The following is a 15,649-nucleotide window of genomic DNA, read 5'->3' on the forward strand; positions in this document are numbered from 1 at the left end:
GCTGAACGATTTACACTAATCTTAATCGACGCAGCCATGGGGAGGTCCTTCGCTCTGCTCAGGATGACAAACGATAGTTCCGTGTAACCCACAATCACCCTCATTCTACCCGCCCAAAACCCATTTTTCGCCGTAGATTGCACTCCAATCCACTCGCAATTCTGTATTCCCATGGGCCTGTTCGACTTCCTCAAAAACAAACCTGCCGACGAAACGCCGGCCACTCCTGCCGCTCCTTCTACTCCTTCGGCCCCAGCCGAAAAGCCTGCTGGCGGCCCCCGCTACCAAGGTGCCAAGTTCACGGCCCCAGTAGAGGCTGCCCCACCCGCGCCCGTTTACCAGATGCCCGAGCCGGAGCCTCTCCCCTTCGAGCCCCAGAACGTGCTGGAGCAGCTCCTGCTGCTGGCCGCCACCGATGAAAACGCCCGCCCCGCCTTCTACCAGGCCCTGCTGCAAGAAGAAATTCTGATGATTCTGGCCCCCATGGAAGGCATCGGTACGGGCGAAGTGACCCTCGCCGAAGGCCAGGAAATCCAGCTCCAGATTCTCAACGACGGCAAGCTGCCCATCTTCTCCTCGCCCCCCCGCCTCACCGACGGCGGCGTGGACAACGGCGCGGTGAGCTACGTGCGCATCCCCGGCCACGCCTTCTTCAACATGGTGCAGGGCCAGGACTGCGTGCTGAACCCCTTCTCGCCCGCCGGCAAGCTTCTGCCGAAGGATGAATTGGCTGCCCTGCTCAATGGCCAGCTCACCGGCCCGCTCTCGCCTGCCGGCGGCGATGCCCAGGTAATGCTCAGCCAGCCCGCCGAAGCCCCCACGGCTGTGGCCGACGCCATTGCCGCCTGGGCCGCCACCCAGCCCCACATCGAAGCCGCCTACCTGGCCCAGATGCAGCTGGCCAACAACCCCGACGTGCCCCGCCTGCTCCTCGCCTTCATCAGCACCAACCCCGACCCCAGCTTCATGCAGGAGCTCGGCCCCGTGCTCGAAGGCAAAACCAACGTCTATCAGTTTGTGGATTTGATGTTGCTGGACATGAATTCGGAAGAAGGCGTGAACCCGTATTTCAAGACGATTGAGCCGTTTTATCAGAAATAATCTGGTCCGATTAGTAAGCCCCGGAGGGGCGGCATATCGGTAATAACACAGCTGCCTTCACCTTTACAGAGCCCCAGCGGGGCGGACATTCGTTGAACGAGTGCCGCCCCGCTGGGGCTCTGTTCTTTATTTACGTTTCTTTTACTACTAACATGCCGCTCCGCTGGGGCTTGATTAACTCCCAAACGCAACTCCCGTCCTACCTTCCCTCCATGAAACTCGCCGCCCTCCTGCTCCTCGCGCCCTTCGCCGCCCTCGCCCAAAAGCCCGCCCCGCTCCTGCCGCCGGCCGACCCTGCCATTCAAAAGCTGGTGGATGAAATCTCGGCCAAAAACCTCGAAGCCGACATCCGCAAGCTGGTTTCCTTCGGCACGCGCCACACGCTGAGCGACACGCAGAGCCCTACGCGCGGCATCGGCGCGGCTCGCAACTGGGTGCGCGATGAGTTTCTAAAATACAGCAAAGCCGGTGGCGGAAGAATGACCGTCGAGATGGACACTTTCACCGTGAAGCCCGACGGCCGCCGCATCAACAAGCCCGTGCTGATGGCCAACGTGCTGGCCACCCTGCCCGGCACCGACCCCACCGACACCCGCGTCATCCTCGTCAGCGGCCACATCGACTCCCGCGTGAGCGACGTGATGAACGCCACCGCCGACGCGCCCGGCGCCAACGACGACGGTTCCGGCACCGTGCTGGTGATGGAGCTGGCCCGCGTGCTGGCTGGCCAGAAATTCCCCTGCACCCTCAAATTCGTGGCCGTGCAAGGTGAAGAGCAGGGCCTCTACGGCTCAGGCCACTTGGCCGAGCGCGCCAAAAAAGAAGGCTGGAACCTGATTGCGATGCTCAACAACGACATCGTGGGCAACTCCCACGGCTTCGACCCCGAAATCAGCGACGATAAGCACCTGCGCGTGTTCAGCGAAGGCGTGCCGGCCACCGAAACGCCCGAGCAGGCCAAAATCCGCCGCCAGCTGAGCAGTGAGAACGACGCGCCCAGCCGCCAGCTGGCCCGCTACGCCAGCCGCATGGCCCAGCTCTACGGCCACGGCCACCAAGTTACCATTGAGTACCGCCCCGACCGGTTCCTGCGCGGCGGCGACCACACGCCTTTCAACCAGCAGGGTTTCGCTGCCGTCCGCTTCACCGAGATGAACGAGGATTTTACCCACCAGCACCAGGACTTACGCACCGAAAAGGGCCGGGCCTACGGCGACGTAACCGAAGGCGTGGACTTTGCCTACCTGCGCCGCAACGCCGGCGTGAACCTCGCCACCATGGCCGGCCTGGCCCTGGCCCCCGCCGCCCCCACCAAGGTCGAAGTCCTCACCGCCAACCTCACCAACCGCACCGAATTGCGCTGGCAGGCCCCTGCTGCCGGCCCCAAGCCCAGCGGCTACGTGGTATTGGTGCGCGAAACCAGCGCCCCGCAGTGGCAGCAGCGCTACCCCGTATCGGGTACCACCGCCGACCTGCCCATTAGCAAGGACAATTTCATTTTCGGCGTGGCCAGCATTGATGCCGCCGGGCACGAGAGTGTAGCTGTATTGCCGGTGGTGGGGCGCTAATAATTATGCTTATTTAATCCAAATAGTTAAATGAAATTCCTTTCCATAGTTCTGGCAATATTTTGTCTTGCAATTACCTCCTCGCATGGCCAAACAATTCAGCGGAAGCGCGCGGAAACCGTCGCTCAATTTGTAGCCCGGCTCAAACCCCAGGGACGCCAGCTGGCGCATCCCACGCTGGAAACCACCGCCTGGGGTGGCCAGAAGGCTATTCTTGCGCTCTACGGCTACGATGATGCCAGTGACCTCAACACCGGCTACAATCGAATAGAAGGTCATTTATACATTCAGAAATATCCCGGCCAGTACCGGGATATTTCTTTTGGCCCAATCGAAGAAGACGGCGGATATCCGGAAGTTCTTTCGGTATTTTTTGGCAATGCCGACGCGGATACCGCCAAAGAATTAATTATTCTCTGCAAATACCCGCAAGGACATTACGACTACAACGGGGACTTTTATGAAACCTTTATTTTCGATAATGCCAGCCCCAAAAATCAACTCACTTATTTAAAAAAGACCAGCGAGAAATTTACCGGCTGCGAGTGCGAATGGACGGACGGAAAAACTGAAGTTGCCAAATACAAAACCGCCGCATCTGTGAAAGCACAATTAAAAGGTCTGGGATTTAAGTAGAAATGATTGTTTATAATTAATTTTCTGTAATTTCTGGACTCTCACAGCGATACATCCCACATAATTTTACCAAACTCATTTCGACTATGTTGATGTATGTCGTTTTCGCCGTCGTTTTGCTGCTACTTTCCGGTATTCGCGTAGCGCAGGAATACGAGCGGGCTCTGGTATTTCGGCTGGGCCGGTTCACGGGGTTGCGCGGGCCGGGTATTTACTGGATAATCCCATTTATTGAGCGCCAGCAGACCATTGACATCCGCACCAAAACCGTGGATTTGGAGCAGCAGGAAACCATCACCAAGGACAGCGTGACCATTAAGGTGAACGCCGTGCTGTGGTTTCGGGTGGTGAACCCGGCCGATGCCATTATCAAGGTGGCCAATTTCAATCAGGCGGTTTACCAGCTTTCGGTCACGGCCTTGCGCAACATCATTGGCCAGCACCAGTTGGATGAGGTGTTACGCGAACGGGCCGCCATCAACTCCGCGCTGATGCAGATTGTGGATGCGGCCACTGAAGCGTGGGGCGTGAAGATTGAGCTGGTCGAAATCAAGGACGTGGAAATCCCGGAATCCATGCAGCGGGCCATGGCGCGCGAGGCGGAAGCCATTCGGGAGAAGCGCGCCCGCATCATCAAGGCCGAGGCCGAACTGGAAGCGTCGATAAAACTGACGCAGGGCGCCAAGCAGATGGAAGAAAGCCCCATTGCGCTGGAGCTGCGCCGGATGCAGATGCTCTCGGAAATCGGCATTGATAATAATACCACGACGGTGGTCCTTATCCCGTCCGAATTCACCAACGCGGCCAAGAGTTTCACGCAGATGGTGCAACAGACCAAGCCAGTCGAATAAGTCGAGTTAGCAAATTAAAAAGCCCCCGTGCAGCATGCACGGGGGCTTTTTAATTTGCTAAAGCAGCAAACAGAAACGCTATTTTTTCGCGCCAGCGGCCGCCAGCACCTCTTGGTTCAGGTGGGTGTATTCGGCTTTCGACACTTCGTTTTTATCTTCCTTTACAAATTCCATTGACTTGTTGGCGGCGGCAATGGCCTCCTGGTTTTTGCCTTGTTTCTGGAGCAGTTTGGCCTTCCAGTAATAGGCGTAATAGCTGTTGGGGTTGGCTTTGATGGCCTCATCGAGCCAGCCGATGGCGGGGGTGAGGTCTTTGCCGGTGCTGTAGTAATACTGCGCAGCCGAGACGTAGGGTTTCTTTTCGCCCTTTAGGGCCTGCTCAATCTGGCCCATCACCACGCGGTCGGGGTCGGCGGTGATGGGCAGCGCCACCTGGGTACGGTCCCAGGTGATGACGAGGTCGGCGGAGGCGGGCTTGATGTTTTCTACGGTCAGGCTCATGGTTTCGACGGGGGCGGCCAGCTTGGTGGGCTTGGCTTTCACGCGCAGCACGTCGAGGGCCTGCTTGTACTCGTAGCTGCCCCATTGGGCCGTATCGCGGTTCAAGATGAAGGTCCACTCCTTCGCATCGGGGATGGTGAGCAGGGCGTAGGCCCCGGCCGGCACCACCTGGCCGTTGATTTTCACCTCCTCGCCAAAGCGCACTTTGGTAATGGTGTTGGCCCCCGTGCGCCACACCGTGCCGTAGGGAGCAACTCCGCCAAACACCGTGCGCCCCCGCAGCGATGGCCGCGAGTACGTCAGGTCGATGTAGGACGTGGAGAAGTTCTGGTGGATGTGGGTGGTGGGGCTCAGCGGCGGGATACTGAACTTGGTTTGGGCCTGGGCTCCGGTGGTGAGCAGCAGGCCGGCGGCGAGCAGGTGTAGGGCGTGTTTCATCAGCGCAAAGATGCTGATTCAGCGGCAGAGTTGCGCCAACGTGGCAGCAAGCAAACAAGCCGGCCACCAGACAGTTACACCAGGCGGGGGTGACGCCGCACGTTCCTCGCCCCCGCTGCCGCCATATGAAAATTCTGCTCACCGGGGCGACTGGCTACATTGGCCAGCGCCTGCTGCCGCTGCTGGCCGAGGCCGGCCACGACATCATCTGCCTGGTGCGCGACCCACGCCGATTTTCGCTACCCGAAACGCTGCCCGAAGCCCGGCACCCACAGGTGAGTGTGGTGCAAGGCGACTTGCTGCGGCCCGAAACCCTGGCCGCCGTGCCCACCGATATCGATGCGGCTTATTACCTGGTACACTCCATGAGCGGCGGCAACGAGGACTTTTTCCAGCAGGAGCAGCGGTCGGCCCGGCACTTCACCGACTACCTCAACACGACCACGGCCCGGCAGGTCATCTACCTCTCCGGCATTGCCAACGACCACGACCTGAGCGTGCACCTGCGCTCGCGCCGCGCCGTGGAAAACGTGCTGGGCGAGGCCACCACGGCCCGGCTCACGGTGCTGCGGGCCAGCATCATTATTGGCTCCGGGTCGGCTTCGTTTGAGATTATCCGCGATTTGGTGGAAAAGCTGCCCGTGATGGTGACACCGCGCTGGCTGAATTCGCGCTGCCAGCCCATCGGCATCCGCGACATCATGTTCTACCTCACTTCAGTGCTGGATAACCCGGCCTGCTTCGGGCGGGCTTTCGATGTGGGCGGACCCGATGTACTCACCTACCGCGAAATGCTGCTGGGGCTGGCCGCCGAGCGCGGCTACAAGCGCTGGATTGTGACGGTGCCCGTGCTCACGCCCCGGCTGTCGTCGTGGTGGCTGTATCTGGTCACGAGCACCACCTTTTCCCTGGCCCAAAGCCTGGTCGAAAGCCTGAGAAACGATACTATCTGCGACCCCAAAAACAGCATCGCGGCCGTGGTGCCGCACGAGTGCATGAGCTACCGCGCCGCCCTGGCGCTGGCCTTCCAGCGCATCGAGCAAAACGAGGTGGTGAGCAGCTGGAGCGACGCGCTCAGTTCCGGCGTGATGCGCCAGAACTACATGGACGCCATCCAGATTCCCAAAAACGGCATGTTCTTCGACCGCCAGCTGATGCCATTCACGCGGCCCGTGGCGGAGGTCCTCGACAATATCTGGCGCATCGGCGGCGAGCGGGGCTGGTACAAGACCGACTGGCTTTGGCGCATCCGTGGGCTCATGGACAAGGCCGTGGGCGGCGTGGGCCTGCGCCGGGGCCGCCGCTCGCCCTCCCGCCTCCGCGCCGGCGACCCGCTCGATTTCTGGCGCGTGCTGGTAGCTGATAAACCCGGCCGCCGCCTCCTGCTGTATGCCGAAATGAAGCTCCCCGGCGAGGCCTGGCTGCAATTCCGCATCCTCAACCAGCCCGATGGCTCCCACGCGGTGGAGCAGCTGGCCGCCTATCGCCCGCGCGGCCTGGCCGGGCGGCTGTACTGGTACGCGGTGCTCCCCTTCCACGGCATCATCTTCAAGGGCATGGTGAAGAACCTGGTAGAATACCGGGAAAACGCGGTACCGCCGACGCATCGGCCGGAGTTGGCTCAGTTATGAGATTCCAAATTTGCTATAAAGCCTAAATAACATGCATTTATCTACTGAATATCAGCATACTGCTTAATAATAACATTGATTTCAGAGTCTGATAAGTGCAGAAATTGGGTTGCAATACCTTGAGGTAGAACGGTAGGTTTAGGAGCTGATATCCACAGCGCTTACTCCCTGACCATGATGCTACCTTACGCGCCGGACCACGATTACTACACGCCGTTCTACCTGCTGGCCACGCTCACCAACGTGCTGCTGCTGCTGTGGGAAGGCTGGCGGCGCGGCTTCCCGCTCCGCCCCTGGCTAACGCTGGTGGCGGCCAGCAGCCTGGCGCTCGTCCTGGGCACCAAGCTCATCACTCACCCGGTGGGCGAATGGAGCAGCCTGCTGTTCACCAATGCGCCAACCGATACGGCACGCTCCATTCTGGGCGGCAGTTTGGCAGCGGTGCTGACGGTGGTGGCCCTGCGGCGTTGGTTGGGCCTGAGCTGGGCCGTGTTCGATGCGCTGGCGCTGCCCCTGTGCGCAGCCCTGGTGGTGCAATGCGTGGGCTGCGTGCTCACGGGCTGTTGCTTCGGAGAACCTACTTCCGGAGCCTGGGGCCTGACGTATGCGGCCGGCACCCCGCCGTGGTGGGCGCAGGTGCAGGCCGGCTTGCTGCCGGCCACGGCTGCCCACAGCCTGCCGGTAGCCCCTACGCAGCTGCTGGCGCTGCTGCTGTGCGCGGCGGTGGGCGGCGTGCTGCTGGCCACTCGTAACCGGCGCTGGCCAGTGGGCTCGTGGCTGCTGCTGCAAACGGGGCTGCTACTGCTGGGGCGCTTTGCACAGGGATTTTGGCGCGATGCGGCCAGCGAGCCAGTGGCGGGCAATTTGTACTCCTTGATGGGCGGCCGGTGGCTGGAACTGCAGCTATGGCTGCTGCCCCTAGGGCTGCTGGCGCTGGGCATTTGGGCATGGCGCGTGCGGCGGCCGGCCCCTGAATCACTTTTCCGGCCGGATGCCGCCCGGCCGGTATCGGCGAGCCGCTATTTGTTGGTGCTGATAGGCTTGCTGGGCCTCACGGCGGCGCTGTCGCCCGTGGCCCTCACGCAGCCCGAAACCATGGTGGTGAAGGGGTTGCTGCTGTTGATTTTGGCTGTGGAAGCATGCTTACTCTTGGTTACTGGGTCGACCCGGCTAGTCAATCAATCCACTATTTGGTCGTTGGATTTTCTGCGCTCCATTTCATTGCCGCGCTTGCTGCCGCTGGGGCTGGCCGGGGTCGTATTCGTGCTCACCAGCCAAGCCCCGGCCGATAGTACCCGCCACCGCATGCTCACGCTGTCATTTGGAGCCCAGCAAGGCCGATACGATGAGGATGTGACGCACGCCGGCAGCACCAGTATCAGTGGCTGCGGGGGTGGTAGCCCAGCCCAGCGAATGGGCTATTACCACGACTATTCGGTGCTTGGGGGCAACGTTGCTTATACCCTGCGCGGGCCAGCGGCCAGGGGGCTTCAAACCGTCGGACTCGGAGTATGGGCCGGCACCGAGCACGTTGGCTTTCAGCCCCTCCCAACCAACATTCCTTTCCCCACGACTCGCCCGGGTAGCTACGCCAGCTTTCCGCTGTACGACATCAACCCTTATGTGGAAGGTCGAAAACAGTTTCGTCACCTGGCCCTCGGCTACCGGCTGGGCATACACCTGGGACGCCTGCGCAACACGTCCACTATTGCGGCCGACTCGTCGCTGCAAACGGTGTGGGCTGCTCCCGATGCCCAATTATGGCTGGGCAACCGACGGGTCCTGTTTGGACAAGTAGATACGGGCATGGGGTCGCTGGCGCTGGGAAACCACACATCCCGATTCGGCTTAGGTAGCGGGCTGGGAATGGATGATGGCCGGTATGTATTGGCCGGAATGGCCGTGGCTACGCACGAAGCCGGTTACAATATGGGCTTCGTGAGTGCCAATGTGCGACTGGCAAAGACCGGGCTTAGCATTGAACCATATGCCGCCTCCGATTTCGGCCGACACTACCAGGTGAACCTGCGCCTGAATTACCGACTGGGGCTTTAGTGACTTCAATCGACGCTTTCCAGCAATTAACCAGCAATTAAATGGAATGCGAATGCCTGCTTTCACTACTATACTGAAACAATGGACACTTTGAGCACAGGAATAACTGGCGGCTTGCTTTCCACTTTTTCCATCTATTGCTTAATTATTACTGCATTGTCAGGGTGCCATTTGCTGGCGGGCCCCTCGACAAGTACTGTAGTAGAAGGCACCATCATCAATAAATACACCCGCCAGCCGCTAGCAAATGTGCCGATTGAGGTGATAAAATGGCGCTACGGAGCATATGGAAACACCCAAACTGATTCTGTTGCAGGTACCCGCTCGGGGCCCGACGGGCATTTTTCCATTGCCTTCGACGGCACTGCCAAAGGCGTTACCTACCGCGTTGACTTTCGGGATAGCAGGGAGTTATTTGACCTGACTGACTACCGGCCTTTTGATGCTTACTCAACGTTGGATGGCGCTTCCCTTATCGTTGGCAAATCCAATGAAGTACGTTTTGAAGCCACTCCCTACGTGCTCGTGCGTGTACTGGTGGATACCAATAAACGCGGCGCGACATCGTTGGCCGTAGGTTTCTTTTCTAACGAATCGACTGACTATGGAGGCGGATATTGGGGCAGTGTTTTATACGACACAACCCGCACCGTGCAACGAATAATGGAAACTCACATCGTGCGTGCAGTACCTAATCGCAAATACCGGTTTTTGCTAACGCGGGCTATAATTGTACGCCTGGCTTCCGGTCAGATTCGTACCGACAACGAAATTTCGGAAGGGTTTGACCATTTCGTTGGCTACAATGACACTACTGTTGTAAGTCTGCACTAAATGGTTGAGGCAATTACGCCTCAAGTTGCTATCATCAGCCAAACACCGGCACCACGCGCCCCTCCTCCACCTTCAGCGCGGCATCGTACTTGTTGCCGGTTTTGGCCGAGATGAAGCCGCGAATAACACTGGTTTCGCCCTTGCGCAGCAGCTGCTTGAGCTGAGTTTCGGTGAGTTGCTTGCCGCCCCATTCAAAGGCAACGCGGAACTGGCAGTCTTCGCGGAAGCGCGAGCAGCCGTAGGCCGTTTTGCCTTTGAGCATGGTGCCGAGCTTGCACACCGGGCACGGAATCAGGCCCGAGTCGGGGGCGGCGCCGGGCTTGCTGTCGGCCACTTGCAGCAGCATCGGCTGGAAGCTGTTGTCGAGGCCAATAGCCGCGTCAAACTTCTGGCCCTCGGCCCCGATGAAGCCTTTCATCACCGGCGTGCGGCCTTTGGCGAGCAGGGCTTTCACCTGCGGGTCGCTCAGCTTTTTGCCGTGCATTTCGATGGGCAGCCGGAAGGTGCAGCCCTCGCGGAAGCGCACGCAGCCGAAAGCGGCTTTGCCGCGCACCACGTGGCCGGTTTTGCACGCCGGGCAGTAGCCCAAGCCATTGGCACCGGGGAGTATGGCCGCGCCGGGGGCTTTCGTGGTTTTGGCCCCGGTCATGCCGGCGGGCACTTTGCTGCTGCCGGCCTGGGCCTGCTGCACTGCCAGCTCGGCGCTGCCGGACGTGACCATGCGGCCGCGCCCGTCGTTCTTCACCTCGGCCACCATCTCGCGCACCAGGCCCGAGAGCTCGCCCAAAAACCCTTCCGACGACAGCTCGCCGCGCTCAATCTGGCGCAGCTTGTGCTCCCACTGGCCCGTGAGCTCAGCCGATTTCAGGGTCGGATTCCGAATCAAACCTATCAACTCCACACCGGTGGGCGTGGGCACGATGCGCTTCTTTTCGCGCTTGATGTAGTTGCGCTTAAACAGCGTTTCGATGATGGCGGCGCGGGTGCTGGGACGGCCGATGCCGTTTTCCTTCATGGCCTGGCGCAGTTCTTCGTCGTCGATGTTGCGGCCGGCCGTTTCCATGCCGCGCAGCAGCGTGGCTTCGGTATAGTCTTTGGGCGGCTGGGTCATCTTGCTTTCCAGGCGCGGGTCGTGAGGGCCGCTTTCGCCCTTCACGAAGTTGGGCAGGACCGTAGAAACGGCGTCGTCATCGGCTTCGGCTGCGCCAGCGGCTCCCGGGGCGGGTGCGGGCTTGGGGGCGGCCTGCTGGGTGGGGTCGCCGTAGACGACGCGCCAGCCGGGGTTCAGAATCTGGCGGCCGCGCACGCGGAAGGGGCGCTCGGCGGCTTCGGCCAGCACGGTGGTGTTGCTCACCTCGCAATCGGGGTAGAAGGCGGCAATGAAGCGACGCGCGATGATGTCGTACACGCTGGTTTCCATGCCGCCGCCGGGGCCGGCCGCACCCGTCGGGATGATGGCGTGGTGGTCGGTGACTTTGTTGTTGTTGAAAACCTTGGGGGTCTTTGGAATCTTGGCGGCCAGCAGCGGCTTGGTCAGCGCATCGTAGCCGATGCCACGCAGGATGCCGGGAATTTTCGGGTATTGGTCGTCGGGCAGGAAGGTGGTATCGACGCGCGGGTAGCTCACGGCTTTTTTCTCGTACAGGCCCTGCACGATTTTCAGCGTGTCCTCGGCCGAGAGGCCCAGCTGGTTGTTGCACTGCACTTGCAGGGAGGTCAAGTCGAACAGACGCGGCGGGGATTCGCGGCCTTTCTTGATTTCCACATCCGTCACGCGCAGCGGGGCAGGGCGCACGGCTTCCAGGGCTTCGCGGGCTTCTTCTTCGGTCACGAAATAGCCCAGGGCACGCAGGCGGCTCTTGGTGTCGGGTGCGGCGTCGGCATCCTTCGCCTTATCCGGCGCGGCCATGTGGCTGAAGAGGGTGCCCCGGTATTCGGTTTTCAGCACCCAATACGGCTCGGGTTTAAAGTTCTGGATTTCGTGCCAGCGCTCCACCAGCAGGGCCAGCGTGGGGGTTTGCACCCGGCCGATGCTCAGGAGCTGCTTGTCCTGGTAGGTGGTGTATTTGAGGGTGAAGAGGCGCGTGGCGTTGAGGCCCAACAGCCAGTCGCCCACGGCGCGGCTTTTGCCAGCCTGGTATAAACTGTCGAATTCCTTGGCCTCGCGCAGGTTCTGGAAGCCCTGGCGGATAGCCTCCTCCGTCAGCGACGAAATCCAGAGGCGCTTCACAGGCTTGCGGCACTTGGCCTCCATCAATACCCAGCGCTGAATCACCTCGCCTTCCTGTCCGGCATCGCCGCAGTTTATCACTTCGGTGGCCTCGTCCACCAGCTTTTTGATGGTGTGGAACTGCTTCACCACGCCCTCGTCGCGTCGCATGAGCTTGATACCGAACGAATCCGGAATCATGGGCAGGTTGTGCAGACTCCAGCGCTTCCACTCGGGCTGGTAGTCGTCGGGCTCCTTGAGCTGGCAGAAGTGGCCGAAGGTCCAGGTGACCTGGTAGCCGTTGCCTTCCATGTAGCCGTCCATGCGGCGGGTGGCACCCAGCACGGTGGCAATTTCACGGGCGACACTAGGCTTTTCGGCAATGCAAACTATCACAGAATTCAGGTTGATTGGAGGACTGCGCCGAGGGATTATCGACGCAGGGAATCAACAAAGGTAACCGGAGAAAAGGTCGGTTTTGAGAATGCCAAGCCGTCAGTTATAGGCCTGCTGCCCGGCGTGCGCAATTGCCCGGCTAGTTCTTGGATTTAGGTATCGAATCAGTGGGCGCTAAATATTTCAAGGACTGATTAACCCGGTTCACGGCCCAAACCACCAGGTTGGGCGAAAAGGCGAAAGCTGAACCATAGCCGCCCGGTAGCTTTGTATTCTTTAAATACTAAATAGGCAAAATTTTGCCTATCGCCTACGCTCGTCGTCACTCCCTTTTTCTGTAAGCTTTATCATTCCAGTGCCCTACTTGTCCTGCTTTCGCGCCCCGTTTTCTCCGCTAACTACGCTGCTTGCTTTCGGGCTGCTGGGCTCCCTAAACTGCCAGGCGCAGGTGACTGTGGTGGCCGACGCGGCGCAAAATGGCAATAAGGCATACTCCGTAACCATCAACGCAAAGCCCAAATCGATTTACTCGACCAATGCATCGGGCTGCACGAATGGCTACAATTACGACCTGGTTTACGAATACGCAGTAACGTTTGCCGGCAATAGGCCTGCCAATCTCTACAACCTCCAGGTGTCGTTCGACAACACGAAGGCTTCCGGCAATTTCACCAATATTGCGCTGCCCACCGCGGGCGGCAGCGGCACGGCTACCACCAACCGCAACCAGTACCGCAACACCTGCGACTACGCCACCGCTACGCCGGCTTCCTTCGGCACCAAAGTTTCGGGGGTCACCATCAGCGGCCCCGGCATTTCCAGCCGCACGGTGGCGTACGCGTCGGCCCCCTTGCCGGTCACCCTGGTCAGCTTTTCGGCCCAGCCGCAAGCCGGCGGCGTGGCTCTGCGCTGGGCCACGGCCAGCGAATTGAACAACAGCTATTTTGACGTGGAGAAGAGCATCAACGGCACCGTCTGGAATGCGGCTTACCGCGTGGCCGGAGCCGGTACCACCAGCCTGCCGCGCACCTACGAGCAGTTTGACCGCACCACCGCCACCGGCCAGCTCTACTACCGCCTCAAGCAAGTGGATGTGGATGGCCAGGCAACGTACTCGCCCGTGGCGACGGTGAAAGCCGGCCTCTCCCAGGCTGAAATCCAACTTTACCCCAACCCCAACACGACCAATGCTTTTTCTCTGGCCGGCCTGAACGGCACCGGCCCGTGGCCGCTCCAGCTGCGCAACGCGCTGGGCAATGTGGTATATGAGGCCAGTGTAACAACCAGCCAGGTGGAGCTGCCCTTGCTGCCAGCCGGCGTGTATTTTCTGCGCTTGCAGGAGGCCGGGACGGGCCGGTGGGTGACCACGAAATACATCAAGCAGTAGTTTTCCGGGCAACCTGGGGTAATGAGGTTGGTTCTGGGGGGGCTCCGGCGAAAGCGGCCCCGCCTTGCCCTATGCCTTTGCCAGCACGGCTTGGAGTTCGCGGTGCAGCGTCTGGGCCAGGTAGCGGGCTTCGTCGAGGCGCGACTCGGCGTATTGCCGTGCTTCTTCAGTGTCGGCGGCTTCCCACTGGTTCAGCTCGGCCAGGGTGGCGAGGCGGGTGAGTGACTGCTGCACGGTGGCATCGATGCGGGTGGGCAGGGCCTCGGGCACGGTGAAGCCGGCGGCCAGGGCGGCCTGCAGGCGCAGCAGCTCCTGGGCTACCTGGGCCAGGTCTTTCAGCAAAAGGCCCTCCGAGGGGGTGAGCTGGCGGGGGCGGCGGTCGATGATGCAGAGGCTGCCCACGGCCAAGCCATTGGGGGCGTGCAGGGCCTGCCCGGCGTAGAAGCCAAGATGCATTTGCTGGGCCACGAAGGGATTGACAAGGGCGCAGGGCTGTGCGGCGATGTCGCGGAACTCGGTGAGGCCCTCGCTGAGGATGGCCACCGAGCACATGCTGTCTTCGCGGTTCACGACCAAGGCATCGGGCAGCCCCTCGTTGCCGACGAACACCACGTCGTCGGCCCGCACCAAGCTCACCAGGGCAATGGGCATGTCGAAGAGCTTGGCCACGATGCTCACAAAATCATTGAACACCTCCTGCCCCGGCGTGCCCAGCACCTGGTAGGGCTGCAGGGCCGCCAGGCGCTCGTGTTCGTACGAAGGTATCAGGCCGGGGTATTGGGTGGTGTCCATCGATGAGCTTAGGAATTCCGCCGCCAACTACCTGAATGGGGTAAAAGTTCGGCGGATAATGCAAGTGTAAAGGTACCGCGCCGGGGATGATGGTTGGCTGAAATTCTGCCACCGGCAGCTGTCACCCCGCCTGTGGACGCCCTTGGTCGGCGACGTGCCGGCGACGCGCGTCGGCCAAGGGAAACATCTAGAACTCCGGAATGCCCTTCGCTGCTCGGAAATGGTCGCTCCGGCGCTCCGGAGTGGGCTTCGCCGGACGGAAATGCTCGTTCCGGAGCCCCGGAGTACCCCATCCGTACAGAAAAGCCTGTTCCGGGCCTCCGGAAAGGGCTTTTCGCGTAAAAACAGGGTTGGTTAGCTTTTGGGGTGGCGGGCACGGGCAGCTTGGCCTTTTTGCCCCCACCCATTTCGGCTTTGCTGAAGTCGAAAAACGGGGGTAGCCCGCTCCGGCTGCGTCGCAAATTCGAGCAGCAGCGTGAGGTAAACCTGGAACAGCGCCAGGCAGGTGGCGGCGCGGCCGTCGTGCAGGTTGATGCGCTGGGTGCCGGCGGTTTTGGCCAAGCCATCGGCGCGGCACAGCGCGGCTGAAAGCGCTTCGAGCACCTTCCGGCCCTCCGAGCGCTGAGGCGAGGTGAAAGCGGTGGGCTGGGCATCGAGGCATCGAGAAAGGCCGTGAAGGCGTCTTCCACCTTGCTCTGGTTGCTCTTGGTGAGGGCGGCGCGGCCCTTGGGAAAGATGGCCAGCAGGTCGGGGCTGCCCACTTCGTAGGTGGGGTTGATGACCTTGCACTCCATCCGCTTCGCGTAAGCCTTGAAGTCCTCTAGGGCCTGGGCCAGTGTGACGGTGCCGGCCTGGCTCTCGCCGGAGAGCTGGCCGGCGTGGGCGGCGCGGTAGTCGGCGAGGTCGTTTTGAGGGCCTCGGCCGCGGCGCTGTACTTGCCGTTGGCGGCCTGCTGGAGGGCTTGCAGGGTGAAGGCAGCCATGTCGGCAAACTGGTCGCGGTTAAGGCGCAGTTTCTCGAAGAAGTTCTCGAACCGGGCGGCGTATTTGGCTTGGGCCATGCAGTAGGTATGTGGGGGATGGTGGATGGATGCGCAAAAGGCAAGAACTATTTGGACATAACCGCCACCGTAGCGCCACAAACGGCGGCTTGGTCGACCCGCAGCCGGGCCGGTCGACTTTTTTCCCCGGCTGCTAGACTATTGCCCGACTTAACCGCCGCCGCCGGGTAGTTTTCGCTCCCAGCGTCCC

At 60.8% G+C, this 15,649-nt stretch carries 13 protein-coding genes; 8 read left to right on the top strand and 5 right to left on the bottom strand.

The features are described 5' to 3' along the window. The first annotated feature begins 171 nt into the window (after positions 1-171). The 4 genes from ACYU7Q_RS05715 (at position 172) to ACYU7Q_RS05730 (ending at position 4,156) form a co-directional block, all read left to right on the top strand. Complete coding sequence (locus ACYU7Q_RS05715; RefSeq protein WP_460608464.1) at positions 172-1,101, top strand: enhanced serine sensitivity protein SseB C-terminal domain-containing protein; 930 nt, start codon at positions 172-174, stop codon at positions 1,099-1,101. Positions 1,102-1,313: 212 nt separating this feature from the next. After that, positions 1,314-2,669 carry a M28 family peptidase gene (locus ACYU7Q_RS05720; protein WP_460608465.1) on the top strand — a complete coding sequence of 452 codons (1,356 nt, stop codon included), beginning with the start codon at positions 1,314-1,316 and terminating at the stop codon, positions 2,667-2,669. Positions 2,670-2,699: 30 nt separating this feature from the next. Continuing rightward, positions 2,700-3,305, top strand: coding sequence for a hypothetical protein (locus ACYU7Q_RS05725; RefSeq protein WP_460608466.1), 606 nt, complete (start codon positions 2,700-2,702; stop codon positions 3,303-3,305). 86 nt (positions 3,306-3,391) lie between these two features. After that, the gene (locus ACYU7Q_RS05730) at positions 3,392-4,156 is read left to right on the top strand and encodes a slipin family protein (protein ID WP_460608467.1); all 765 of its coding nucleotides are present in this window, start codon (positions 3,392-3,394) and stop codon (positions 4,154-4,156) included. Positions 4,157-4,234: 78 nt separating this feature from the next. Here the strand turns inward: ACYU7Q_RS05730 and ACYU7Q_RS05735 are convergent, their stop codons facing one another. Then, positions 4,235-5,095 carry a DUF2911 domain-containing protein gene (locus ACYU7Q_RS05735; protein WP_460608468.1) on the bottom strand — a complete coding sequence of 287 codons (861 nt, stop codon included), beginning with the start codon at positions 5,093-5,095 and terminating at the stop codon, positions 4,235-4,237. Between the two features lie 125 nt (positions 5,096-5,220). On the opposite strand from ACYU7Q_RS05735, the gene ACYU7Q_RS05740 reads away from it, so the two are divergent. From ACYU7Q_RS05740 to ACYU7Q_RS05750, 3 genes are all read left to right on the top strand, one after another. Beyond that, entirely contained in the window at positions 5,221-6,726 is a 1,506-nt protein-coding gene (locus tag ACYU7Q_RS05740; RefSeq protein WP_460608469.1) for an SDR family oxidoreductase, read from the top strand. Positions 6,727-6,900: 174 nt separating this feature from the next. Then, entirely contained in the window at positions 6,901-8,781 is a 1,881-nt protein-coding gene (locus ACYU7Q_RS05745; RefSeq protein ID WP_460608470.1) for a prolipoprotein diacylglyceryl transferase family protein, read from the top strand. Positions 8,782-8,862: 81 nt separating this feature from the next. After that, positions 8,863-9,615 carry a hypothetical protein gene (locus ACYU7Q_RS05750; RefSeq protein ID WP_460608471.1) on the top strand — a complete coding sequence of 251 codons (753 nt, stop codon included), beginning with the start codon at positions 8,863-8,865 and terminating at the stop codon, positions 9,613-9,615. A gap of 34 nt (positions 9,616-9,649) precedes the next feature. Here ACYU7Q_RS05750 and ACYU7Q_RS05755 read toward each other — a convergent pair whose 3' ends face one another. Further along, positions 9,650-12,220, bottom strand: coding sequence for a type IA DNA topoisomerase (locus ACYU7Q_RS05755; protein ID WP_460608472.1), 2,571 nt, complete (start codon positions 12,218-12,220; stop codon positions 9,650-9,652). 364 nt (positions 12,221-12,584) lie between these two features. On the opposite strand from ACYU7Q_RS05755, the gene ACYU7Q_RS05760 reads away from it, so the two are divergent. Beyond that, positions 12,585-13,607 carry a T9SS type A sorting domain-containing protein gene (locus tag ACYU7Q_RS05760; RefSeq protein ID WP_460608473.1) on the top strand — a complete coding sequence of 341 codons (1,023 nt, stop codon included), beginning with the start codon at positions 12,585-12,587 and terminating at the stop codon, positions 13,605-13,607. A gap of 69 nt (positions 13,608-13,676) precedes the next feature. Here the strand turns inward: ACYU7Q_RS05760 and ACYU7Q_RS05765 are convergent, their stop codons facing one another. The 3 genes from ACYU7Q_RS05765 to ACYU7Q_RS05775 all read right to left on the bottom strand — a co-directional run bounded on the left by ACYU7Q_RS05765 (position 13,677) and on the right by ACYU7Q_RS05775 (position 15,459). Then, positions 13,677-14,399: a hypothetical protein gene (locus ACYU7Q_RS05765; RefSeq protein WP_460608474.1), complete on the bottom strand. Its 723-nt coding sequence runs from the start codon at positions 14,397-14,399 to the stop codon at positions 13,677-13,679. 354 nt (positions 14,400-14,753) lie between these two features. Beyond that, complete coding sequence (locus ACYU7Q_RS05770) at positions 14,754-15,002, bottom strand: hypothetical protein (RefSeq protein ID WP_460608475.1); 249 nt, start codon at positions 15,000-15,002, stop codon at positions 14,754-14,756. 217 nt (positions 15,003-15,219) lie between these two features. Then, on the bottom strand, positions 15,220-15,459 hold the full coding sequence (locus ACYU7Q_RS05775) for a hypothetical protein (RefSeq protein WP_460608476.1): 240 nt from the start codon (positions 15,457-15,459) through the stop codon (positions 15,220-15,222). Between the last annotated feature and the right edge of the window lie 190 nt (positions 15,460-15,649).

The sequence above is a fragment of the Hymenobacter terrigena genome (assembly GCF_054776515.1).